Origin of the sequence: Scopulibacillus cellulosilyticus (assembly GCF_042665295.1) — a bacterium.
Taxonomy (GTDB): Bacteria; Bacillota; Bacilli; order Bacillales; family Sporolactobacillaceae; genus Scopulibacillus_A; species Scopulibacillus_A cellulosilyticus.
Genome location: NZ_JBHTCO010000045.1, coordinates 145,205 through 166,445, shown reverse-complemented (window position 1 = coordinate 166,445; position 21,241 = coordinate 145,205). Strand labels below are relative to the sequence as shown.

Annotated in this window: 21 protein-coding genes and 1 pseudogene; 16 read left to right on the top strand and 6 right to left on the bottom strand. The window is 37.6% G+C overall.

Annotated elements, in window-relative coordinates; translation table 11 throughout:
- Nucleotides 1–27 precede the first annotated feature (27 nt).
- Both ACFQRG_RS21870 and ACFQRG_RS21865 read right to left on the bottom strand, forming a co-directional pair.
- Nucleotides 28–267 (bottom strand): YueH family protein, encoded by a 240-nt coding sequence (locus tag ACFQRG_RS21870; RefSeq protein ID WP_380970344.1) that lies wholly within the window; start codon nucleotides 265–267, stop codon nucleotides 28–30.
- 553 nt (nucleotides 268–820) lie between these two features.
- On the bottom strand, nucleotides 821–2,149 hold the full coding sequence (locus tag ACFQRG_RS21865) for a multicopper oxidase domain-containing protein (protein WP_380970342.1): 1,329 nt from the start codon (nucleotides 2,147–2,149) through the stop codon (nucleotides 821–823).
- 574 nt (nucleotides 2,150–2,723) lie between these two features.
- Here ACFQRG_RS21865 and ACFQRG_RS21860 point away from each other — a divergent pair.
- From ACFQRG_RS21860 to ACFQRG_RS21790, 15 genes and pseudogenes are all read left to right on the top strand, one after another.
- Nucleotides 2,724–3,857 carry an NADH:flavin oxidoreductase gene (locus tag ACFQRG_RS21860; protein WP_380970340.1) on the top strand — a complete coding sequence of 378 codons (1,134 nt, stop codon included), beginning with the start codon at nucleotides 2,724–2,726 and terminating at the stop codon, nucleotides 3,855–3,857.
- A gap of 522 nt (nucleotides 3,858–4,379) precedes the next feature.
- Nucleotides 4,380–4,637, top strand: coding sequence for a hypothetical protein (locus ACFQRG_RS21855; RefSeq protein WP_380970338.1), 258 nt, complete (start codon nucleotides 4,380–4,382; stop codon nucleotides 4,635–4,637).
- A 256-nt stretch (nucleotides 4,638–4,893) separates the two neighbouring features.
- A complete protein-coding gene (locus ACFQRG_RS21850; protein WP_380970336.1) occupies nucleotides 4,894–5,313 on the top strand; it encodes a VanZ family protein in 420 nt (139 codons plus the stop codon).
- A 174-nt stretch (nucleotides 5,314–5,487) separates the two neighbouring features.
- Nucleotides 5,488–6,084: a phospholipase D-like domain-containing protein gene (locus ACFQRG_RS21845; protein WP_380970334.1), complete on the top strand. Its 597-nt coding sequence runs from the start codon at nucleotides 5,488–5,490 to the stop codon at nucleotides 6,082–6,084.
- Nucleotides 6,085–6,648: 564 nt separating this feature from the next.
- Nucleotides 6,649–7,770: an IS200/IS605 family element RNA-guided endonuclease TnpB gene (tnpB, locus tag ACFQRG_RS21840; RefSeq protein WP_380970332.1), complete on the top strand. Its 1,122-nt coding sequence runs from the start codon at nucleotides 6,649–6,651 to the stop codon at nucleotides 7,768–7,770.
- 88 nt (nucleotides 7,771–7,858) lie between these two features.
- Nucleotides 7,859–8,356 (top strand): annotated as a pseudogene (locus ACFQRG_RS21835) (nucleoside hydrolase); the annotation flags it as partial.
- Nucleotides 8,357–8,400: 44 nt separating this feature from the next.
- Nucleotides 8,401–9,516 carry a YwqJ-related putative deaminase gene (locus ACFQRG_RS21830; RefSeq protein WP_380970330.1) on the top strand — a complete coding sequence of 372 codons (1,116 nt, stop codon included), beginning with the start codon at nucleotides 8,401–8,403 and terminating at the stop codon, nucleotides 9,514–9,516.
- Nucleotides 9,503–9,982, top strand: coding sequence for a toxin-antitoxin system YwqK family antitoxin (locus tag ACFQRG_RS21825; protein WP_380970328.1), 480 nt, complete (start codon nucleotides 9,503–9,505; stop codon nucleotides 9,980–9,982). The genes ACFQRG_RS21830 and ACFQRG_RS21825 overlap by 14 nt, the downstream gene beginning before the upstream one ends.
- A gap of 35 nt (nucleotides 9,983–10,017) precedes the next feature.
- The gene (locus ACFQRG_RS21820) at nucleotides 10,018–10,725 is read left to right on the top strand and encodes an endonuclease V (RefSeq protein WP_380970326.1); all 708 of its coding nucleotides are present in this window, start codon (nucleotides 10,018–10,020) and stop codon (nucleotides 10,723–10,725) included.
- Between the two features lie 127 nt (nucleotides 10,726–10,852).
- Entirely contained in the window at nucleotides 10,853–11,089 is a 237-nt protein-coding gene (locus ACFQRG_RS21815) for a helix-turn-helix domain-containing protein (protein ID WP_380970324.1), read from the top strand.
- 436 nt (nucleotides 11,090–11,525) lie between these two features.
- The gene (locus tag ACFQRG_RS21810; RefSeq protein WP_380970322.1) at nucleotides 11,526–12,632 is read left to right on the top strand and encodes a DmpA family aminopeptidase; all 1,107 of its coding nucleotides are present in this window, start codon (nucleotides 11,526–11,528) and stop codon (nucleotides 12,630–12,632) included.
- Between the two features lie 92 nt (nucleotides 12,633–12,724).
- Nucleotides 12,725–13,495, top strand: coding sequence for an APC family permease (locus ACFQRG_RS21805; RefSeq protein ID WP_380970320.1), 771 nt, complete (start codon nucleotides 12,725–12,727; stop codon nucleotides 13,493–13,495).
- Nucleotides 13,438–14,220: an APC family permease gene (locus ACFQRG_RS21800; protein ID WP_380970376.1), complete on the top strand. Its 783-nt coding sequence runs from the start codon at nucleotides 13,438–13,440 to the stop codon at nucleotides 14,218–14,220. Before ACFQRG_RS21805 ends, ACFQRG_RS21800 begins: the two co-directional genes overlap by 58 nt.
- A gap of 287 nt (nucleotides 14,221–14,507) precedes the next feature.
- On the top strand, nucleotides 14,508–14,912 hold the full coding sequence (locus ACFQRG_RS21795; RefSeq protein WP_380970318.1) for a VOC family protein: 405 nt from the start codon (nucleotides 14,508–14,510) through the stop codon (nucleotides 14,910–14,912).
- 318 nt (nucleotides 14,913–15,230) lie between these two features.
- Nucleotides 15,231–15,590: an MmcQ/YjbR family DNA-binding protein gene (locus ACFQRG_RS21790; protein WP_380970316.1), complete on the top strand. Its 360-nt coding sequence runs from the start codon at nucleotides 15,231–15,233 to the stop codon at nucleotides 15,588–15,590.
- Nucleotides 15,591–16,103: 513 nt separating this feature from the next.
- On the opposite strand, the gene ACFQRG_RS21785 is transcribed toward ACFQRG_RS21790, so the two are convergent.
- Complete coding sequence (locus ACFQRG_RS21785) at nucleotides 16,104–16,160, bottom strand: hypothetical protein (RefSeq protein ID WP_380970374.1); 57 nt, start codon at nucleotides 16,158–16,160, stop codon at nucleotides 16,104–16,106.
- Between the two features lie 342 nt (nucleotides 16,161–16,502).
- Here ACFQRG_RS21785 and ACFQRG_RS21780 point away from each other — a divergent pair, with 342 nt between their 5' ends.
- Nucleotides 16,503–17,054 carry a GNAT family N-acetyltransferase gene (locus ACFQRG_RS21780; RefSeq protein ID WP_380970314.1) on the top strand — a complete coding sequence of 184 codons (552 nt, stop codon included), beginning with the start codon at nucleotides 16,503–16,505 and terminating at the stop codon, nucleotides 17,052–17,054.
- Nucleotides 17,055–18,109: 1,055 nt separating this feature from the next.
- Here the strand turns inward: ACFQRG_RS21780 and ACFQRG_RS21775 are convergent.
- The 3 genes from ACFQRG_RS21775 to ACFQRG_RS21765 form a co-directional block, all read right to left on the bottom strand.
- Complete coding sequence (locus ACFQRG_RS21775) at nucleotides 18,110–19,291, bottom strand: MalY/PatB family protein (RefSeq protein ID WP_380970312.1); 1,182 nt, start codon at nucleotides 19,289–19,291, stop codon at nucleotides 18,110–18,112.
- 3 nt (nucleotides 19,292–19,294) lie between these two features.
- Nucleotides 19,295–20,722, bottom strand: coding sequence for a fructose-specific PTS transporter subunit EIIC (locus ACFQRG_RS21770; RefSeq protein WP_380970310.1), 1,428 nt, complete (start codon nucleotides 20,720–20,722; stop codon nucleotides 19,295–19,297).
- A gap of 73 nt (nucleotides 20,723–20,795) precedes the next feature.
- Nucleotides 20,796–21,236: a PTS sugar transporter subunit IIA gene (locus ACFQRG_RS21765; protein ID WP_380970308.1), complete on the bottom strand. Its 441-nt coding sequence runs from the start codon at nucleotides 21,234–21,236 to the stop codon at nucleotides 20,796–20,798.
- Nucleotides 21,237–21,241: the final 5 nt, after the last annotated feature.

The window sequence follows — 21,241 nt, the reverse complement described above, 5'->3', positions numbered from 1 at the left end:
TGAATATCTGAAGAGAGGTGTTAAATTTCAATTATTGAAAATAAAGTTATACAGTTTATCAGCTAAATCCTCAGCATCTTGATGATTAAGTTTTTGAGTCAGAGTATTAATTAACATTGGCTTTTCATCTTCAAGGCTTATATTATAATCCATAAAAAAACTCCAGTTCCATCTGGGGATAGCAACTATGCAGCTATCTTTTAAATCATTTTCACAAAAATAAACAAGTGCAGAATCACCTCTAAGATCGAATTCCTTATAATTCACTTTTGTTTTCCTTTCTCCTTATCTCATAAGGTGTTTTTTCATTATTTTGTGATGAGAAGCGTTATATTTTGCAATGAAATGAAACATTTTTTCTATAAAGGGTTGCCTACTAAAGTGCTTATATACATCATCACTGAAGAATTGCGGGGCAGGCTCATATGAAACCGGAGGACAGGTACGTTGCAGCAGTTGAACCATCGAGGGTTATGCGTTCTCAACGCCTTTTATCACTTTTTTTGAATGAGCCGTATTTTTTAACGTAAGGATGAATATTTTGATCTTTAAATAAGGAGAGCCGTTGATGAAGACAACGGCTCTCCTTATTTATTAGCTGTTAAAATATTAAATATCATCTTGCGGGAATCTGTAAGGTAAACTTTATCATAAGTGATGAAAGACATTTTTTAAAATAATACTGAGCAAAATGTCTTTCATTTGCCGTATGAAGGACAAAATTAAGATCAATGAATGTAAACTTGTCTTTCATCAACAGTATGAAGGACAAAATTTAAGTATTCATTTAAAACTTTGTCCTTCATGTTTTTTTGGATACCTATTTTTTCACATCAAACATGGAGATCATGCCGCTCATGTTGCCGCTGCTATCAGTGGTGTGCTGAGTAATGTGACAATGAAACAGCCATTTGCCCGGCTGGTCCGCTTTGAATGACAAATCGTATGTCGTCCCCGGTGCTGTATTGATAGTGTCCATTGTTACAGGTGATGGCAACGGAGAGCCGTCTTGGCTAAGCTCTTGGAAGTGCATGCCATGCAAGTGCATGGGATGATCCATCGATCCGATATTGATCAGGTGGACAAGGACCTTATCACCCACTTTTGCCGGTAGAACAGGTGTTGCCGGATAGGATAGACTGTTAATGGTATAACCGAATTGCGGCGAATCGTTGACCATGAGTGTATACTCGTCCTGATAACCCGGATGTACTTGTTTCCAGCCGGTTCCTTTTGGTTCGACAATAAAAGGCCCGAACAGTCCCATTTCCTCTTGTTTCAACATATCTTTCATTGGATGGCTATGATACATATAGGATCCCGGCGGAGACTTGACAGTAAATTTATAAGTCCATGTTTGCCCAGGCTTAATGTCAGGCTGGCTTATTCCGCCTGATCCATCTTGTTTGAATGGCACATCCAAACCATGCCAATGAACCGTTGTTCCCTCAGGAAGATCATTTTTTACAACAATTTTTACTTTATCACCTTGGTTTACTTTAATTTCCGGACCAGGAACTGATCCATTGAAGGCCCATGATTTAACTTTTTTATGATCGTTAACCTTCCACCAAACTTGTTCGGCATTCAGATGAAATACTTTATAGCCATTTTCCATCTTATACGGCAGAAGGCGCAGAGCATCGGGTTGTTTGGGCTCGCCGGCGGTACCCGTACCAAGCGGTTTAATTTTATCTTTGCTGTCTGCCGATGTTTTGGCTGAACTTGTGCTTTTAACTTTTTCCGTCTGAGGCGAACTTTTATCTGAGACGACAACCGTCCCTGTCATGCCGGGATGGTAGATACAGTCATAGTGATATGTGCCTGGTTTATTAAACTTATATGAGAATGTTTTTCCGCTTTCCATGTCTTTTGAATCAAACAATCCTGTCTTGCTTGTCACAGTATGCGGCATTGGATCGTCATTTTTCCATGTGACGGTTGTGCCCTTTGCGACATGGATAGTTTCTGGGCTGAAAGCAGAATTGGCCATAGCTACATTCACTTTTTTGTCATGCAACGTACTGGCAGCAGTCGAATTATTTTTTGCATTGCTGCTGACTTCATGGGACGGTTGGCAGCCAACGATAAGGCTGAGAAGGCAAACCAACATTAAACTGCTAAAGACTTGAATCAATCGTTTTTTCATAGGTGCATCAACTTCTTTCACTTTATTACATGTATTAGTCCGAGTATTTTTAGCAGGAACTTATTACATAGGTTTAATTGGGGGCCTTTTTCGCTAATTTCACATACGTTACCTTAGCAATTTAACATTTATTTATTGTTAAGCTTCCATTCCACTTAATCTGTCATTTGATTGTCAATGATTCTTGTCGATTTGGCGAATTTCAAACAGACATAAGGGACAGTAATAGGTAACTAAGTTTGGCGCCCCTTTTCATTTATTAAGTGGAATCAGTTTTTCGTTCTTATAAGATACTTTATGTAGTGTCCAAAATTATAAAAATGCACAAAATTTAAAACTGCAAAACGAATACTTTGACGAAACCTTTCCTCATAGGAAAAGTCTTCTACCTTCATGATGAATGCATTAAAGACACAAAGATCTTATGCAAAGGATCCGGATGTCTTCTTACAGTGATTTGCAAAAAAATGCGAGAACATCAGATTTTAGATTTCGCTTTTTCCATCTCGATACCGAGACGATCTGCAGATTGTTTCACCGTGGAAGAATGATAAAAACGAGGGAGTTTTTGACGATGACTGAAACAAAGTTGTTATTTGAAACTATTACATTAGGCAATATAGCATTAAAAAACCGGGTAGGGGTTGCCCCGCTTACACGCACAAGCGCAACATATGAAGGATTAGCAACCGATCAGATGGTATCATACTACACATCATTTGCACGCGGCGGGTTTGGACTGATTATTACAGAAGGAATTTATACAGATGACAAGTATAGTCAAGGTTATTCTAATCAACCGGGTATTGTTTATGATGAACAAGTACAAGCATGGAAGAAAGTAGTAGACTCTGTCCATCAAGCAGGCGCGAAAGTGTTTGCGCAGTTAATACATGCCGGAGCTCTTACACAAGGGAACCGTTTTGTTCAAGAAACAATCGCTCCTTCTGCCATTCAGCCAAAAGGGGAACAAGCGGAAATTTATGGAGGGAAAGGACCGTACCCTACTCCAAGAGAAGCGACAAAAGAAGAAATTACAGAAGTGATCAACGGGTTTGTTAATGCGGCTAAAAATACTAAAGCAGCTGGATTTGATGGGATTGAAATTCATGGTGCCAATGGCTACATACTTGACGAGTTCCTGACCGACTATACGAATAAACGTACAGATGAATACGGTGGTTCTACTGAAAATCGGGTCCGTTTATTGGTTGAAGTGTCTAAAGCTATTCGGGAAGCAGTTGGGCAGGACTTTACCATCGGTATTCGAATTTCACAAGCGAAAGTAAATGATTTCGCACACAAGTGGGCAGGAAAAGAAAAAGATGCTGAAATCATCTTTGGACAGTTAGGACAGGCTGGACTTGACTTTATCCATGTTACGGAGTATAAAGCATGGTTGCCTGCATTCCCAGCAGGTGAAGATATTGTTGAAACCCATTCATCCTTCAACGGCAACGGAGCGTCGCTTGCGGCTCTTGCAAAAAAGTATGGGAAGATTTCCGTGATAGCCAACGGACATTTAGAGGATCCTGCTAAGGCAATAGAAATCGTTGAAAAAGGGGAAGCCGATATGATTACCCTAGGCAGGGGAGCGCTGGCTAACCATGATTGGGTTAACAAAGTCAAAAGTGGAAAGCCATTAGCAGACTTTAATCCAGAAGAAGTGTTAAGCCCGAATGCAAAAATTAAGGCATTTGAAGGATAAATTTTTTCGCTGTTTCAAACATAACACTGAGAAGGAACAATTAAAGCTGATTAAAGTTGCATTAAATTGGATTTTGCTAAAGTATGTAATTATGCTAATCAATCTTAACAAGTGGCTTGAATTTTTAATTCAAACTGCCAAAGACAAACAAGAAGCGGAAAGATTATGAGACGTATCTTAAAGGCATGGGAATTGGATTTACCAACCGGCGATTTATCAACGATAGAAGATTAAAAACTAGAGTTAAGAAATTTAAAGAAATTATCATACTGTGGTAATTTCTTTTTTGTAATAAGAGATTTTATCGGCTAACGACGTCTGTTTTTTTGGGGGTCATTTTTTCAAACTAAGTTGATAATATCTCATGAAATTCCCTATGCAATCGAAGAAGTCTTGTTTGAAGAGGCTGTCCTGGAAAACGTTATCGACTGAAGCAGGACTTTTATTAATTTTTTTAGCCAATTGAATATATTGAACAAAAGTTGGCAAATGTAGGAATAAAAAGCTGAAGGGGGTTGTGTGATGACTCATCACATTGCTATAGAGAAAAATACAAATACTTATGCCACAGTGTCAATTACACTTGCATTAATTGGATTTGCATTTGGCCTAATTCCTGTATTTGGCTGGCTTATGTTCCGGATCTGGATGTTAGCGATATTTTATGGTGCCGTAGGCTTATTTAAGCCGTACAAAAGAGGGTTGGCAACAGCGGGAATTGTCGTAGGAGCGTTAACTTTGATTTATAAAATTGCTTTTTTTCATGCATTAATCGGGTAAGTGACTTCCCTAAAAGTGCATGTACAAAGATTCATATTGAAAACTTTGCTAGTGATTTCAGTGTTTAAGTGAGAAGAAAGAAGGAGAGTTACCTAATGTGGGTGCTTTCCTTTTGTTCTTATTTTGATGCTTTACAAGGAGTAATAATGTTGAATGACTGTTCAACTATTCTATTACCTTCAGCTTTGAAAAGAATAGATTTGGAGTTTTTTGGGAAGAAATGAACACATCTGATTTAAGAAAGGTGTGTTTCCGCTTGAGGTTATTAGTCGTTATAGCTTGGGCACTTGTACTTTTTATCTTAACTTGTACAGAAAATCTTGATAAGCTTTTGCTCGATCACATTGTTCAGTTTCATTTCGTTACTCATCCAAATTTTGCTGAATTATTGATAGTAAATGGGGATGATTTTACAAATGCACATTATTTAATTCAAAAGATCGGTCATTTTACCGGGTTTTCGATTTTAGCATTGTTACTGTTTGAGTTACTTGGCAATCGGACGAAGGTGTTTGTTATTTCTGCACTATATGCAGTTTTAACCGAGCTTTTACAGTTATATTTTAGCCGTGACGGCCGGTTATTAGATATGGGCATAGATACGCTTGGCATTGCAATGTTTTTAATTGTTCAGGGCCTGGCAAGGGTCATGGCTAATCATCGTTCCAGTTTATGATATTTATAGCAAACTATCTTAAATATATAGCCTATCATAGGCTATACAAAAGTTACATCATGCTAGGAAAAAGGCATGGATCATCTTAATAGCGTTCCTGTGTTCTTTTTGTTGTTATTGAACAATCACCCGGCATCATACTATTGAAGTAAACATCTTGAAGGGGTGCTCATCATGTTATTGACTTGGGCAGGTTCGATGTTAGCTGCAGGCGGTATGATTGGATATGTGGTATCCCAGTATCAACAGGGCAGGAAAGAAAAGAAAACCCCAATAAAAAATACAGTTGAGAATGAGGTTGAATATACTTTTACGAGATCAGATAAATATCGATCCCCTTTGTTAAAAGTAAATGAAATTATTGACCAAACAAAAAAGACCCTTGATATTGCAGTATTTATCATTACCCAAGATAAAATCATACCCCGGATGAAAAAAAGAGGCGTTAAAGTAAGGGTCATAACGGATGGTGAACAATCTCAACGGTATTCTAAGAATGCAATTAATGCCTTAATTAATGAAGGGATACCCGTCAAAGTTAATAAACATCCTGGGTTAATGCACCTAAAAATAATGATTGCGGATAATAAACTTTTTTCAACGGGGTCCTACAATTTTACAAGAAGCGCTGAAGAGAAAAATGATGAAGTCCTTGTCATTATCAAAAGTAAGAAGATCGCCAATGATTGGACTGATAAATATAATCTCATGTGGAATGACGAAGTGAACTATACTCATTACCCAAATGATCAATCACAAAGATATGCTTAATAAAATGACATTGGTTTAACAAATGTAACATGGGGCGAATTTTCGATTTAGCGAATAGCTGATCCGCTTAATATAATGAAGGTTCTAATTTTAAATTAAGAAAGAAGGAGAGTTGCTTACAAGTGTGGGCGGCCCTCTTTTTGTACGGTGTAACAATTGACTTATATTTTTATTTTTAGAAATTCGTGAAACTGAACAATGATAGAGGAAAAATATCGTTTGTTTTTCTATTTTACAAGTAAAAGTGCTTTAGCAACCATGTATCCCATCTGAAATATTCATTGACAGTTCAGACCATAAGGTTTAATCTATATTTGATAGGAACATATATTCCTATAAAGTGAGGGGACTTTTGAATTTATATATATCCAAGCAATACGGATCAAATGTTAAGTGTTATATGAGAACCGTTTTTATCAAACACCAACAGAATACTCTTGCTTCAAACCGTAACAATGCGATGGCGAGTGAAGGTTGAGGGGGGAGATGAATGTCGGCTAGGCGTAAGTCTAGAGTGATTAAGTTAAAATATAATTAAAGAATCAATAGAAGGCGGGTGAACCAATGGTCGTTAGGAGAGCGTACAAATTTAGAATTTATCCAAATAAATCGCAAGAAATTCTAATTGCTAAAACGATTGGTTGCAGCCGCTTTGTCTTTAATTATTTTCTTGGAAAATGGAATGATGCTTATAAAGAAACAGGAAAAGGGTTTACATACAATACCTGTTCTTCGGAACTAACAAAACTGAAGAATGAATTAATATGGTTAAAGGAAGTAGACAGTATCTCACTCCAATCATCACTCAAAAACCTTACTGATGCCTTCACTCGATTCTTCAAAAAACAAACTAAAGCGCCGCGATTCAAATCCAAGAAAAATAAAGTCCAGTCTTACACAACAAAACATACAAACGGTAATATCGCGATTGTAGGAAACAAAATCAAGTTACCGAAACTCGGTTTAGTGACATTTGCAAAAAGCCGTGAAGTTACAGGCCGTATCATTAACGCTACCATACGACGCAATCCAAGCGGCAAATATTTTGTTTCTATTCTTGTTGAAACAGAAATTGAAGAACTTCCTAAATCAAGTTCATCTGTCGGTATTGATGTCGGATTAAAAGACTTTGCTGTTTTGTCTGACGGAACAGTATATAAGAATCCAAAATTCTTTCGTTCGTTAGAAAAGAAACTAGTAAAAGCCCAACGTAGCCTTTCAAGAAGAAAAAAGATCTCATTTAATTGGCATAAACAGCGCAAAAAGGTTGCGCAAATCCATGAAAAAATCACGAATGCGCGAAATGATTACCTGCACAAAGTCTCAACCCATATTGTCAAAAACCACGACATTATTGGGATTGAAGATTTAGCTGTTTCGAATATAATTAAAAACCGAAAATCCGCAAAATCGATAAGTGAAGTTGGATGGCGTTCATTTCGTACTATGCTCGAATACAAAGCTAGGTGGTACGGAAAACAAATCGTCTTTGTTTCAAGATTTTTTCCTTCCTCCCAACTCTGTTCGAATTGCGGGTATCAAAATAAAGCAGAAAAAGACCGCAAAATGCGAAAATGGGATTGCCCGCAATGTGGCATTCACCATGATAGAGACATTAATGCAAGCATAAATCTTAAAAATGAAGCTATAAGACTTCTAACCGTAGGAACTGCGGGGCTAGCCTGATGAATTTGGTCAGCTATTAAAAGTGGCCATTACCCAGGAATCCCCCACTTTAAACAGACCTAAGGTTGTTAAGTGGTGGGTTGTTCAAATAATGGGAGGCACAAATAATGCATTAGGCAATATTACGCCAAGTGCGGAATATAATTTCTGGGTTGATCCGGAAGCAGCGAAAATTGTCCTGCATTCAGGCATTCCAATAACAATGGTTGGCTGGGAAATGTGTACGCAATTTTCAATCATGGACGACAACGATCATAAAGACATTGAAGCATTAGCAACAAAAGGGGCACAATTTTTTAAAGACGTCAATAAAGTTGTGATGAAGTTCAATAAAGAAGTTCACAGATTAAATGGTACGACTCATCCAGATACGCTTTTAGCAGCGGTAGCGGCGAATGAAAAGATCATGACAAAATCTAATCATTATTATGTCGATGTGGAAACTGCCGGCGAACTAACAAGAGGTTACAGTCTTGTGGATATTAACAATCGACTGGAACGCACAAAAAATGTTCGAGTTTGTGAAGCGATTGATCGCAATGCTTTCAAAGAGATGCTTCTTGATGTCTTGCGTTCGATTGAATAGAGATTTTATCGTCTCCTTAAGGTATACCCGGTTATATTAGAGAATTGATTAATCATATTCATCATTATCTGAATCTTTTAGGCCAATCTCAAGACTTTTTAATGAGAACTGCAGCAGAATTTCGTCAAGCGGATGAAACTGCATTAGGTCATATCTGGAATTTAACAGCAGAAATTCTTCCTATTCATGATATTCAGCGAACACATGACGAGTACGATCCTGTAATTGGTAAAAAGATAGAATTTAGCGACAATCTACTTGCCGATGGTATGGTTATCGCAACAATTTTTCCAGAAGTAAGAGGTACGGGGTTGGCTGGAAAGTACGGGATGACAGGTTTCAAGTTTTCATCTATGGATGAAAAAGGAGCAAATCTCGTAAAAGGGATTAGAAACGCACTCCACCCAGATCTAATCAAAAGTACATTAAAGAATAGCTATCAATTAATAAAGCATCAGTCCCTTAGCATTACAAACAAAATTGTTAAAAAAGTTGGTGAAATCCGACTGCCGCAAGTTTTACAACCGTCTTATGCGGGTATTGGGAAGATGGATACAACCATAAGGGATATATTTAATGGATCTAAAGATACCATGATAAAGACAGTTGGTAGAAAAGGTAGTAGGAGTACCGCTAAGAATGCAAGTATAAGACAGATAGACTATTTACGTGATAAATATGGGGATATATCGATAAATGAACTCCATCAACGAATTAATTTAAGGGGAGAAGTACATCAGGAGTTGAACAGATTAAAAAAAGTCGGGTTAAGTAAGAGCCAAAGGGGTCCAGCAGTTGCGGGGGTACTAGATAAGAAAACAGGATGCTATTATTTTGGAATAAACGATGTTGACGGATTAACTCCCGATATAAAACATAAACTTATAAAAGAAAGAATCGCAAATATGCCTTTTGACCTAAAGGAAGGGTATATAAAAACAGCGGGTGCAGGATCCCATGCAGAGGTCTATGCTCTTAATAAAGCTTTATTGGCTAGACCGGACGCCGATTTAAATGACTTAATGGTACATGTAATAAGTGCACGTAAAATAAATAAACATATGCCTGAAGGCTTTCCAATGCCAAGATGCCCTCACTGTGAGTTTATCACTGATGGAGCGCACTATATTCCGGAGGTACTGAAATATGCAAGAAAATAAAGAGTTTTATTCAAAAGAATATGTACTGAAAAATGGTATTGACTTTGAAAACTTGTGGTTTAGTTCCTACAGCGATGAAATATTAGATAATCCAGAAGATGAAGGAGGGGAGCCTTTTACTGGGCTTACTTATGAGCTTTATGATAATGGGGAATTAATTTATTTTTGTTTTTATAAAGATGGATTAGCACATGGATTAAAGAGAGAGTTTTACAAAAGTGGAAATATAAAATGCGAGAAACCAATGAAATATGGGTTAATAAATGGTAAAAGCTTTTCTTGGTATGAAAACGGAAATATTGAATCAATGATAGAATATGAGCTTTCAATCCCAATTTGCCAAAAAAAATGGGATGAAAATGGGACTTTAATTTTTAAAAAGGAAATAAAAGAAGATAAAAGCGACGATAATTACGCAATATTATTGAAACGTCGGGAAATTAATCAGGCTTTAGGAAGAGAATAACAATTTTAAACTTGTAATTTAAAGAAGGGTTTTTATTGAAAATTATTAAGGTACATGATTTCAATTATACAAAGGAAGTAGATTTCAAAAAAATTCAGCTTCATTTAAAGAAACGAATCAAATTAAGTCCCATAAGTGAGAACGAAGTAAAAACTTGTGCCGGAGTCGACTTAGCCTATTGGGAAGAGGAAAATCAATCATTTGGTACTTGCAGCATTATCGTTATTGATTATCATTCAAAAGAAGTAATTGAAAAGGTTTGCAGCGTGGGTAAAATAAATGTACCCTATGTGGCAGGGTATCTGGCCTTTAGGGAGCTGCCGTTAATTATTGAAGCTGCAGAAAAATTAACAGTTGAACCGGATGTCTTTTTATTTGACGGCAATGGTTTTCTGCATTATAACCATATTGGAATCGCCACTCACGCTTCATTTTTCCTAAATAAAGCGACAATTGGTATCGCAAAAACTTATTTGAAAATCCAAAACCATGATTTTATTATGCCGGAAAATGAAGTAGGAGCCTTCAGTGATATTATCATCAATGGGACCGTTTATGGAAGAGCTGTAAGAACTATGAAAAATGTCAAACCCGTTTTTCTCTCGTGCGGCAATTATATTGATTTAAACAGCAGTTTCGAAATCATGATGAAGCTGATTAATGAGGAAAGCAGGCTGCCAATTCCTGTCCGTTTAGCTGATTTGGAAACACATCGTTTAAGAAAGAAGTTTAAAAGTGATTAGTACCTTAACGAACTTTTGGTTAAGGTCTTTTGATGTTTGTTTCGTTGAATAATTATGGGAGCATTTAATTTGGATAGCAAAAATTTTTATCTAATAGAGCTAGTTGATTTATTATGGAAAGTCTTTAATGCCAAACAGTATTAGAAAGCTGTACGTATTTTGTCCATATATAAGTGACTTGGAATTGATATGTTATAATTGTCCTAAAGTTAATAAGAAGAAAGCAGAACGTGAAGCCATCATGCAAGTGCTGAACATGTGTCATGGGAACAAAACAAAAGCCGCAAAACTTTTAAAAATCTCCCGTCCGCTTTTATACCAAAAAATGAATAGATTAGGTATTAATCATAATACTCTTAATTGAACTGCTCCCACCTTGCAAGCTTGAGGAAGGGGTTTTATTGGTTATATGATAAAATTGTCATAATAAAATTACAGTGTAAGTTTATAATGACACAGAGAAATGACTTGATATAATAATATTCGTCTGCTTCACCATATAAAAAGTGTAAGTATCCGCTTACGCTTTTTATATGGTTTTTTGTTCAAGATATCCATTTTTTATTGTTGCAGCGCGTTTTTTTCAGATTGGCATAGTACTTGCATTTAAGTTGATAAAGATTGAAAAATATGCATTTAGGGGGATTTAAAATGTGAATTGACCTATTTTAGGAGCTTTTAAATTTTTATTAACTAAAAATATGTAAACGCTTAAAAAGCCGAATATGTAAAAAAAACCAGCAGTATACGATAAAAGCAATTTAATTCTTAATCAAACTAGGTAAGGAGAGAAAATGGGTATGAGTAAAAAACGAGGTCGTGATCTTGGGTTACCGTTTCCCGGTACGCCAGGAAATTTTAATGCCATAACTGATGTTCCAGGCGTAGAGGTTGGATTGACGACAATGATTGAAGGGGAAGGGCCTGTTCAAATCGGTAAAGGTCCTGTTCGCACCGGAGTGACAGCTATTTTGCCCCGCGGCAAAAAAGATAAAATGCAGCCAATTTGGGCAGGATTTTATAGTTTGAATGGCAATGGAGAAATGACTGGTATGCACTGGGTGAATGACGGCGGCTACTTTCTAAGCCCTATTTGTATAACAAATACGCATTCAGTGGGAATGGCGCACCATGCGACAACGAAATGGATGGTAAAGCAGTACGAAAATCAATTTAGTAATGAAGATATATGGGCTATGCCTGTGATCGCTGAAACGTATGATGGTGTGCTAAATGACATTAATGGTCAGCATATAAAAGAAAAGCATGTGATTTCCGCCATTGAAAGTGCTAAGTCTGGGCCAGTACCCGAAGGCAATGTCGGCGGGGGAACCGGAATGATTTGCTATGAGTTTAAAGGGGGAACCGGAACATCTTCACGGGTTGTTGAAATAAATGGGCAGCAGCATCATATTGGAGTGTTGGTACAAGCTAATTACGGCCTGAGCGATTGGCTTTCCATTCTTGGTGTGCCTGTCGGAAAGCATTTGTCAAAAGGAAAGTTGTTAAAACAGGAGCAGGGTTCAATTATCGTTATTATTGGCACTGATATTCCTATGCTGCCCCATCAGCTTCGCCGCGTTGCTAAGCGTGCAGCAATTGGGATCGGAAGAAGCGGAAGCCCCGGCGGTAATAATTCAGGCGATATCTTCTTAGCCTTTTCAACTGCAAATGAAATGGAAATATTACAGCATTCACGAGAAAAACTAAATATGGCGTTCATAAACGATGAGGTATTTGACCCAATTTATGAAGCCGTTTGTCAAGCTGTAGATGAATCAGTTGTCAATGCTTTACTGGCCTCAGAGACAATGAGCACTGTTAAGCCTTATGGAAACAAGGTATATGCTATTGATCATGAAGAATTGTTACAAATTATGAGGAAGTACAATCGTCTATCAAAATAAATACGTTTAGTTTTATAGGAGCAGAAATCAAATAAAAACAGCAGGTGCTGAAGTAAACTTGCGACTTTAGTTATCAGACAAGTGTATCTATTGTGAATTTGGTGATTGTGAATTTCGGAAGAAGGCATTTTAAAATTTGCCGGATCTGTCATTGGTTATTAAAAAGTTTTGGGCTTGGTTTCAAAGTAAATGAGAAAGGAATGATCCTTTTGTCAATTAACACAAAAAGTGTTGCTAAAAATACCCCGGCTAAAAACAACTCGGCTCATTTAAAACGATCTTTAACACTTTTTCCATTACTAATTTTAGGATTATCTTATATGATACCGACAGCGGTGTTTTCCCCTTATGGAATCGTTGCGGTCATCACGCATGGACGAGTCCCTGCTGCTTATCTTACTGCACTGATCATGGTGGCCTTTACAGCTTATAGCTATGGAAGAATGATAAAAGCCTATCCTTCATCAGGTTCAGCTTACACCTATACGCAACGGACGATCAATCCTCATTTAGGATTCCTTGTTGGCTGGGCAGTCATGCTGGATTATTTGTTTTTACCGATGCTTAACGTTTTAGCAAGCAGCATCTTTTTAAGTGCTGCCATCCCATTTATCCCCTTTTGGTTATGGGTGATATTATTTACCGTTTCAGTGACGGTTGTGAACATTCTTGGCATCCAAGTGAACGCAAAAATTTCCACTTGTCTTATTCTTTATTTGTTTCTATTTGTTGCCATTTTTATTTGCGTAGCCGATTATCAAGTCATGACTCGACATATCGGGACAGGCTCACTTTTCTCAATGGAATCATTTTATTATTTGCACCTTTCACTTTTCCTGTTATACAAGGCGCCTCAATCGTAGCGACATCATTCTTAGGCTTTGATGCCGTTACTACTTTTTCGGAGGAAACGATCAACCCTAAAAAAATTGTACCTAAAGCTATTTTTTTAGTTGCTCTTATCGGCGGCTTAATTTTTATAACTGTATCCTATACGTTAAACATGGTCTATCCTAATTTTAATGCATTTAATAACCCGGATGCGGCGGGTGAGGAAATTGTTAAATATATTGGAGGACCGTTTTTAACATCGTTATTTGTAGCAGCTATCTTTGTAGGAAATATCGGTGGTAATTTAGCAGCACAAGCTAGCGGTGCGCGGCTGTTGTATGCAATGGGCAGGGATCGTGTCCTTCCATCAAAAGTGTTTGGTTTTTTACTCCCAAAATATCAGACACCGGTATTCAATATTATCGTAATGGCCATTATTTGTTTCGGAGCATTTTTTGTTGATTTGTCACTAGGTTTTTCTTTGGTTAACTTTGGTGCTTTACTTGCATTTATGTTTGTTAATCTATCAGTGATTTTTCATTTTTATATTAAAAATAAGCAGCGCGGTGCAAAAGGTACTTTGTTGAATTTGGTCATCCCGCTCATTGGTGCCTGCTTCTCATTATATATCTGGTTGAATTTAAGTAAATCCGCACTCATTGTTGGGGGAACCTGGGCCTTGATTGGATTTGTATACTTGTTATTTTTAACAAAAGGATTTACGAAGAAACCGCCGCAGTATCAATTTGATGAGTAGTTTAACGTCGACTAATTTCAGGGTTAATAGTTTTACGAATTTGTGCTGGGGGGTTCTCCCGACAAAATGCGGAAATACAACATTAAGACATTTTTTGGAAGAGGAAAACCTGATTTCCTTACGCTAAGAAAAGAATCAGGGTCGTTCTTTTTACGTCCTCAGAGATTGTAAAGAATGAATAGAACTAGGAGCCTGCCAATTAATTGAGTAAGAAATGAGCAATCGGGAAGAAATCTTTAGTAGGTAAATGTGATAAACTGGAGAAAAATAGAAAGGGATTGATTTTAATGGAAAAGGTTACACCATTTTTGATGTTTCAAGGTGGCAAGGCAGAAGAAGCGATGAATTATTACACATCGCTCATCGAGGATTCAGAAATTACAAGTATCTCTCGCTACGGAGCAAATGAAGCTGGAGATGAAGGGACAGTAAAGCATGCGACCTTTTCCTTAAAGGGACAAGAATTTATGTGCATTGACAGTAATGTAAAGCATGCGTTTTCTTTTACCCCTTCGTTTTCCATCTTTATCACTTGTGATTCCGAAAAGGAGATCAATAATCTTTATGAGAAGCTTATTACAGACGGACAAGCACTTATGCCGTTAGATAATTACGGTTTTAGTAAGAAATTTGGTTGGGTAAATGATCGGTTCGGTGTCTCGTGGCAACTTAATTTTGGCGAAATAGGTTGATGTGGGGTACCGTGAATCTTGATACGGTTTAATTATACGTGTTCCCCTGTAACGGAGTGCGATAAATAAAAATGGACTGAAAAGTTTTATCGTTCAGTGGAAGATGATGTTATAAATCTAAATGTAAAGCCAACAACGCATTTTATTGAAACAAAGGAACTTAGTGCAATTTATGAAGAATGAATTATTAAAAAGATTGGAAATCTACCTGGAGTAAAATAAAAATCCATCACATTAGGACCATGTTCAACCAAAAATGACTAATGTTTTTTAGTGGAATAGGCATTTTGAATAGGTAGTTGGAGGAATTATTGTGATATGTTAACAAGAGAAGATATCTTTAGGCACGTCAAAGAGAAGTACGGTACATTGCCTGATTACCCGTGGAAGAGGTTTCCAAACTATGCTGTTTTGAGACATGCATTCAACGGAAAATGGTATGGTCTTGTGATGGATGTCCTTCCAGAGAAATTAGGATTAGATGAAAAAGAAAAAATAGATATTCTGGAACTAAAATGTCCTCCTGAACTAAATGGTAGTTTAAGAATCCGACGAGACATTTTACCTGCATATCATATGAATAAGGAACATTGGATCACACTTGTTTTAGAACGTGCCGATCCAAAAGAAGAGATTTATCACTTAATTGAGATGAGCTTTAATTTAACCAAGAAATAATGAAGAGCAGTCCTTCAATCAGGCCAATTGTTGAAATGGAACTCCCAGATTTAAACAACTTTATTGTTACTTATTTAAAGAGTTATTCGGTAATTAATCCAAAAATTAAATAACTTTATTCTTCCCCGTTCATTTTAATGGACGGGGTAATACGCATTTGGCGGTTTAAAAATAAACAACTTTATTGTCACTCAACATCGAGATCCACTTTTTTGTTTGGTATCCTTATCCTTTTTTAAATTATTTGGTGTGAAAAATTGAATTACCGGAGATTATGACGGGAAGGGAACCCTACGTTTTGAAGCGACCAATCTTAACAAGTAAGCTATGGTTTATTTTTTCTGAAAATGTTGTATAATGAACATAGATCATCGGATTTAGCATAATATAATAAAAGACCGAAGATGTTCGCAGCATCTCCGGTCAGCAATTAGACCGAAACCCGTCAAGAGGGGCTAGGCACATCAGAAGGAAAAATAATCCCTCAAAGAGCCTACCAAAGCACATGAGGGGTTATTTTTTATTTTGATTGGACATTATCGCAACGATAAGCGCTCCAAATGAAATCATGAGCGTCAAAGTTTGATAAATATCCATAGGCAACACCTCCTTCTTGGGAGGTCTCCCAAACAAGAGACACTTCAGAAGGAAACAGTGCGCCTAACCCCTCATGTGTAATCCGATCCATTGCTTACTTTTATTATAGCATGATTAGGAAACTTAATGTTTATTTATCAGACTGTTCGGTTAATTATAACAGGTGATAGCATAAATAAATTCTGCTTTATAAAAAGTAAAATAGTTAAAGCTACAGTTATTCTATTCGTTTATCGGGCCAGATTGCTGCATAATTGAATATAAAAGTAGTGTCGTTTACTCTTATGGATATTCCTGTCTTAAAGAGGTGATTTTATGAAAATTGAAACTAACCGGCTACTGATTAAAACTTTTGAAAAGCATCATCTGAATGACGTTTATGAAATTTATAATGATGACTCAACATGTCAATATCTTTTGCATGATAAATGGACCCATGAAAATAAAGAAAGGGAATTTGATAAGAAATTAAATAATAATCAATTAACAAAGGAAAATGCCTTGAGCTTAGCGGTCTTAATGGACGATAAAGTAATTGGCGATTTATCTGTTTGGTACACAGATATGAAAGATACTGTTGAAATTGGTTATACATTTTCAAAATCTGTGTCTGGAAAAGGATATGCAACAGAGGCTGTTATTGCACTAATAAACCATTTATTTGAAGTTGTAAAAGTACACCGTATTCAAGCGAATCTGGATGCACGAAATATAGCATCAGAAAAATTATGTAGAAGGGTTGGGATGAGAAAAGAAGCTCACTTTATACAAGACTTTTGGAATAAAAATGAGTGGACAGATAGTATTGTATTTGGAATGCTAAAAACTGACTTTAATAAGTTCAACTCCGAAAAAGAGAATTATTAATCGGATAAACATCCTGCATGTAATTAATTTATTATCTTAAGATTTAAATCTAACTTTAATCAAGGAAGAGAGCATTGACGAAGCCTTATGACGAACTTGGGGAAGTAAGAATAAAGTCGTTTTAAAATCAAATCCTTATGCCACAATCGCTCTCTATTCTTGAATAAACTACTGCATTTTGGAAAATGAGCTGTGACATATATATTGGAAAAATGGTAACGTGTAATTATTAGTTTTAGACGTTAAAAGTATGGAGGTATAGTATGAATTTGCCTTCAAATCAACGGTTTGTGCTACTTGCATTAACCACTGATTGGCAGACGCCAATACAGATTTCTGCCAACTTCCAAATGGGGATCTAGACACAGTAAATCAAGCCCTTAAAGATTTAATGATTAAAGGTTTTGTTCAGGTTAATCCAGTTGTTTTTGGCATGTACCGATTAACTTCTAATGGCACTGCCACCAAGGAGGATCTGCTTGGGGAGTAATTGCTTTCCTTTTTGTTCAAATTATGCATTATCCAATAATTCACAATGAAATGTATTACTGATATTATTTAACGACTATCTTAGAAAGGAGAAATTTATGATTAGTCGGTTATCTGTCTTCCAACGTCTTCGTGATGAAATGAGTGCTAGGATTCAGAAGTTTGCTGAGACAGGTGAATGATATATTAATGACCTCCCCTTAAGATTACATATTTCTGAAGGGGATTTTTTATAACGCAATATGAGTTACCATTTACTAACTTCTTATAGCTGTCTATGACTGTTTTGATAGTTTGTTTACTCAACTTTTCAGATAGTGTAGTAGCTTTCGAACCATAAATCGTTCATCGGATCCAACGCCTCTTAGTGTTGCTGAAGAGAATGACCGTTGACCCTATTTTTATTATAAGCCTGATTTTCATATGATTCCTCGACATAAAAATTGGTCCATATCAGCAATGTGACCGAATATCAGCCTTTTTCTTTTTAAATGGCTCCCTAAGAACAATTAAGTCAAATAGAAGCACTATCCAAAAATATTCTATTGGATAGTGCTTTAATCATTTTATAGTGTTTTAAGACATTTAGCCATTCTTCGTAAAGCCTCTTCAACAACACTTTTCGGACAGCCTAAATTCATCCTGATAAATCCTTCACCATCTGCAATAAAATCATTGCCATCTTCAAGGGCTACTTTGCCTTGATTAATCAACCGTTCTTGCAATTCATGATTGGTTATTTCGAACTTGCGGACATCAAGCCATGCTAAGTAGGTGGCTTCCGGTTCAATCAATTGGATTTTTGGTAAATGATCGGCTAAAAATTTGCGAATGGTATCAAAATTATTTTCAATGTAGGCATTCAGCTGGTCAAGCCAGTCGTCACATTTGGTGTAAGCAGCCACGAGTGCCGGCACGGCAAATACATTAGGCGACGTAATAGAATTAATTTGAAGCTGTTCCTGCAGCCGCAATCGAATGTCATCGTTGGCGATCACGGTATAAGACGACTTTAAGCCGCCGAAGTTAAAGGCTTTATTTGGTGAAACACAGACAATGCAGTTTTCGGCAATCTCTTGTGATATGCTGGCAAGAGAGATGGGCTTGTGGCCGTATAAGCTAATATCTTTGTGAATTTCATCCGAAACCATTAACACGTCGTGATCCCGGCAAATGCGTGCTGCCTTAATTAATTCTTCCTTAGACCATACGCGTCCGGCCGGATTGTGCGGATTGCAGAAAATTAACAGTTTTACAGCGGGATCTTTGGCTTTTGCTTCTAAATCGTCAAAATCCAGATAGTATTTGCCGTCTTTTAAAACCAGCGGGTTAGTAACAAGCTGGCATTGATGGTGTTCTGCCGCCCGTTGAAAAGGCTGGTAGCCTGGCGTTTGCACCAATACTTTGTCACCGGGTTGGCAAAAGGCTTGGACAATATAGTGAAGGGTGCTGACAGTACCGTGGGTCAGGGTAATCCAGTCTTTTTTAACCGTCCAGTGATGCCGGCGTTTGTTCCAATCTATAATAGCTTGATAGTACACGTCGGGTACATAAGTATACCCGTATATCCTTTGATCGGCCACTTTCCGCAATGCATTTACAACAGGCGGGGGGCAAGCGAAATCCATGTCTGCGATCCACATAGGAATCACATCATCGGTATTGAATTCCTTTAATAAAACATCCTTTGACCATTTCCTGGCAAACGTATGTGTCCGGTCTATCACTTCATCAAAACAATAGTTCATCAATTACACCTTCCGTGATTGGCGTTTCATACGCATTTTTTTAAAGAGAATGACTAAAGCGACATTGATTGCGATGCCAATGATTAAAATAATGTAATAAACAAATCGCGGTTGGACAATGCCGATAATGGGATCAAGGATGCCGGCTCCCGGCGCAATCCGCGTAATATGGAAAACAGCCCCGAGAGCCCCAGTAATCGCAGCTGCTATCAATTGTGCACTGATAACGGGAATCGGGTCGTTGACCGCGTAAGGGATGGCGGGTTCTGTAATGCCGAAAAGGCCGACAATACCTGCAGATCTTCCATTGGCGATTTCCTCTTTCTTAAATAGTTTTGGCGCAATCATCGTTGCGATGCCTAAAGCGGCAGGCGGAATGACGGTGACTAGAGCCACTGTTCCGAAGAGGAAGGCATTCCCTTGAGGGATCAAGCCCAACGCAAACAGGTAAGCTGTTTTATTAATCGGTCCGCCCATATCGAAGGCGATCATCATGCCGATAATGGCGCAGATAATGGCCAAACTAGATGACGGGATAGAGCTTAAGAAATGCGTTAATACTAGCATAAGTCCTGATATCACTGGTCCGATAGCATAATAGACAACGATAGAAATTAACAATGTTGCGACTGTCGGAATAATTAAAAATGACATAAGAGGTGCAATCGATTTCGGTAATTTAAAACGTTTGAACCATTTCACGAAATATCCAACGAGCAGTCCGACTAAGATCGCTCCTAAAAATCCGGCACCGCCTTTAGTACCGAGAATTTGAGGCTGGTTGGCAAGCCATGCACCAATCATCGCCGGTGCCAGAGCGGGTTTATCAGCAATCGAATAGGCGGTATAGCCGGCAAGAATTGGAATCATTAACGAAAAGCCAATGGATCCGACTTGTTCAAGTAAATAAGCAAACGTTCCCGGTTCAGTTTTGCCGCCGCCAACAAGCGCGGCAGAAATGGCGAGCAAGATACCGCCGGCTGTCACAAAAGGAATCATGAATGATACGCCATTCATCAGATGTTGAAAGACACCGGCCACACCTTTTTTACCGCCGCCTGACGATGTCACTTTTTCTTCATCATCACTGTCTTCATGGGAGTTATGATAGACTTTTATATTCTCATTAAGTCGATCCATCACCTTTGAGACATTTTTCAAGACGTCTGAAACATCAACGATCAAAACCTTTTTGCCGTCGAACCGGCGCATTTCATCATCTGACATCCCGCGTCCTGCAGCGATGATGACATAATCTGCTTGAGCAATTTCAGATGCCGTCAATTCATTTTCAACGCCAATAGATCCTTGTGTTTCCACTTTAATTGTATCTCCGCGTTTTTCGGCTTCGCTTTGTAAGGCTTCCGCCGACATATAGGTGTGTGCAATGCCTGCCGGACAGTTCGTCACTGCGACAAGTTTTCTCCCCATACAGGTTCCTCCTTAACAATCTGTCTATATTGTTCGCTATTTTTTCAAGGCTGTTAAACATCAAAACAGTTCGTTAAACGTTTTTAAACAAAGCAATGATTTCTTCTTTAGTTGTACTATTTAACAGACCATTACGAAAATCTTCATGAATTAATTGGCGTGAGATCGTTGAAAGCATTTTGAGATGTTCAGTGCCTGCATCCGCACTGGGAACCGCTAGAGAAATTGCTAGTTTCACAGGCTGATCATCAAGAGATTGCCAATCAATCGCATCGGCGAATTTAAAAACTAAAACGGACGGTTTGATAACCTCATCTATTTTACAGTGTGGAATGGCAACCCCATTGCCAAAGCCAGTTGTCACTTCTTTTTCCCGGTTCATCAGTCCTTTATAAAAAGCTTTCCTATCAGTGACAACGTTAATTTGTTCAGCTAATTCGGCAATCTGTTTTAATGCACTTTTTTTACTGCGTGCTGAAATGTCAAAAAAAATGTTTTGTTCTGCTAATTCCATTGATG

What these genes read in the sequence shown, in the direction of transcription:
- ACFQRG_RS21845 (WP_380970334.1), top strand. Translation starts at nt 5,488, where the DNA reads ATGTTATTGACTTGGGCAGGTTCGATGTTAGCTGCAGGCGGTATGATT.
- ACFQRG_RS21855 (WP_380970338.1), top strand. Translation starts at nt 4,380, where the DNA reads ATGACTCATCACATTGCTATAGAGAAAAATACAAATACTTATGCCACA.
- ACFQRG_RS21795 (WP_380970318.1), top strand. Translation starts at nt 14,508, where the DNA reads ATGGAAAAGGTTACACCATTTTTGATGTTTCAAGGTGGCAAGGCAGAA.
- tnpB (WP_380970332.1), top strand. Translation starts at nt 6,649, where the DNA reads ATGGTCGTTAGGAGAGCGTACAAATTTAGAATTTATCCAAATAAATCG.
- ACFQRG_RS21825 (WP_380970328.1), top strand. Translation starts at nt 9,503, where the DNA reads ATGCAAGAAAATAAAGAGTTTTATTCAAAAGAATATGTACTGAAAAAT.
- ACFQRG_RS21780 (WP_380970314.1), top strand. Translation starts at nt 16,503, where the DNA reads ATGAAAATTGAAACTAACCGGCTACTGATTAAAACTTTTGAAAAGCAT.
- ACFQRG_RS21790 (WP_380970316.1), top strand. Translation starts at nt 15,231, where the DNA reads ATGTTAACAAGAGAAGATATCTTTAGGCACGTCAAAGAGAAGTACGGT.
- ACFQRG_RS21860 (WP_380970340.1), top strand. Translation starts at nt 2,724, where the DNA reads ATGACTGAAACAAAGTTGTTATTTGAAACTATTACATTAGGCAATATA.
- ACFQRG_RS21775 (WP_380970312.1), bottom strand. Translation starts at nt 19,291, where the DNA reads ATGAACTATTGTTTTGATGAAGTGATAGACCGGACACATACGTTTGCC.
- ACFQRG_RS21815 (WP_380970324.1), top strand. Translation starts at nt 10,853, where the DNA reads ATGCCAAACAGTATTAGAAAGCTGTACGTATTTTGTCCATATATAAGT.
- ACFQRG_RS21865 (WP_380970342.1), bottom strand. Translation starts at nt 2,149, where the DNA reads ATGAAAAAACGATTGATTCAAGTCTTTAGCAGTTTAATGTTGGTTTGC.
- ACFQRG_RS21810 (WP_380970322.1), top strand. Translation starts at nt 11,526, where the DNA reads ATGAGTAAAAAACGAGGTCGTGATCTTGGGTTACCGTTTCCCGGTACG.
- ACFQRG_RS21770 (WP_380970310.1), bottom strand. Translation starts at nt 20,722, where the DNA reads ATGGGGAGAAAACTTGTCGCAGTGACGAACTGTCCGGCAGGCATTGCA.
- ACFQRG_RS21765 (WP_380970308.1), bottom strand. Translation starts at nt 21,236, where the DNA reads ATGGAATTAGCAGAACAAAACATTTTTTTTGACATTTCAGCACGCAGT.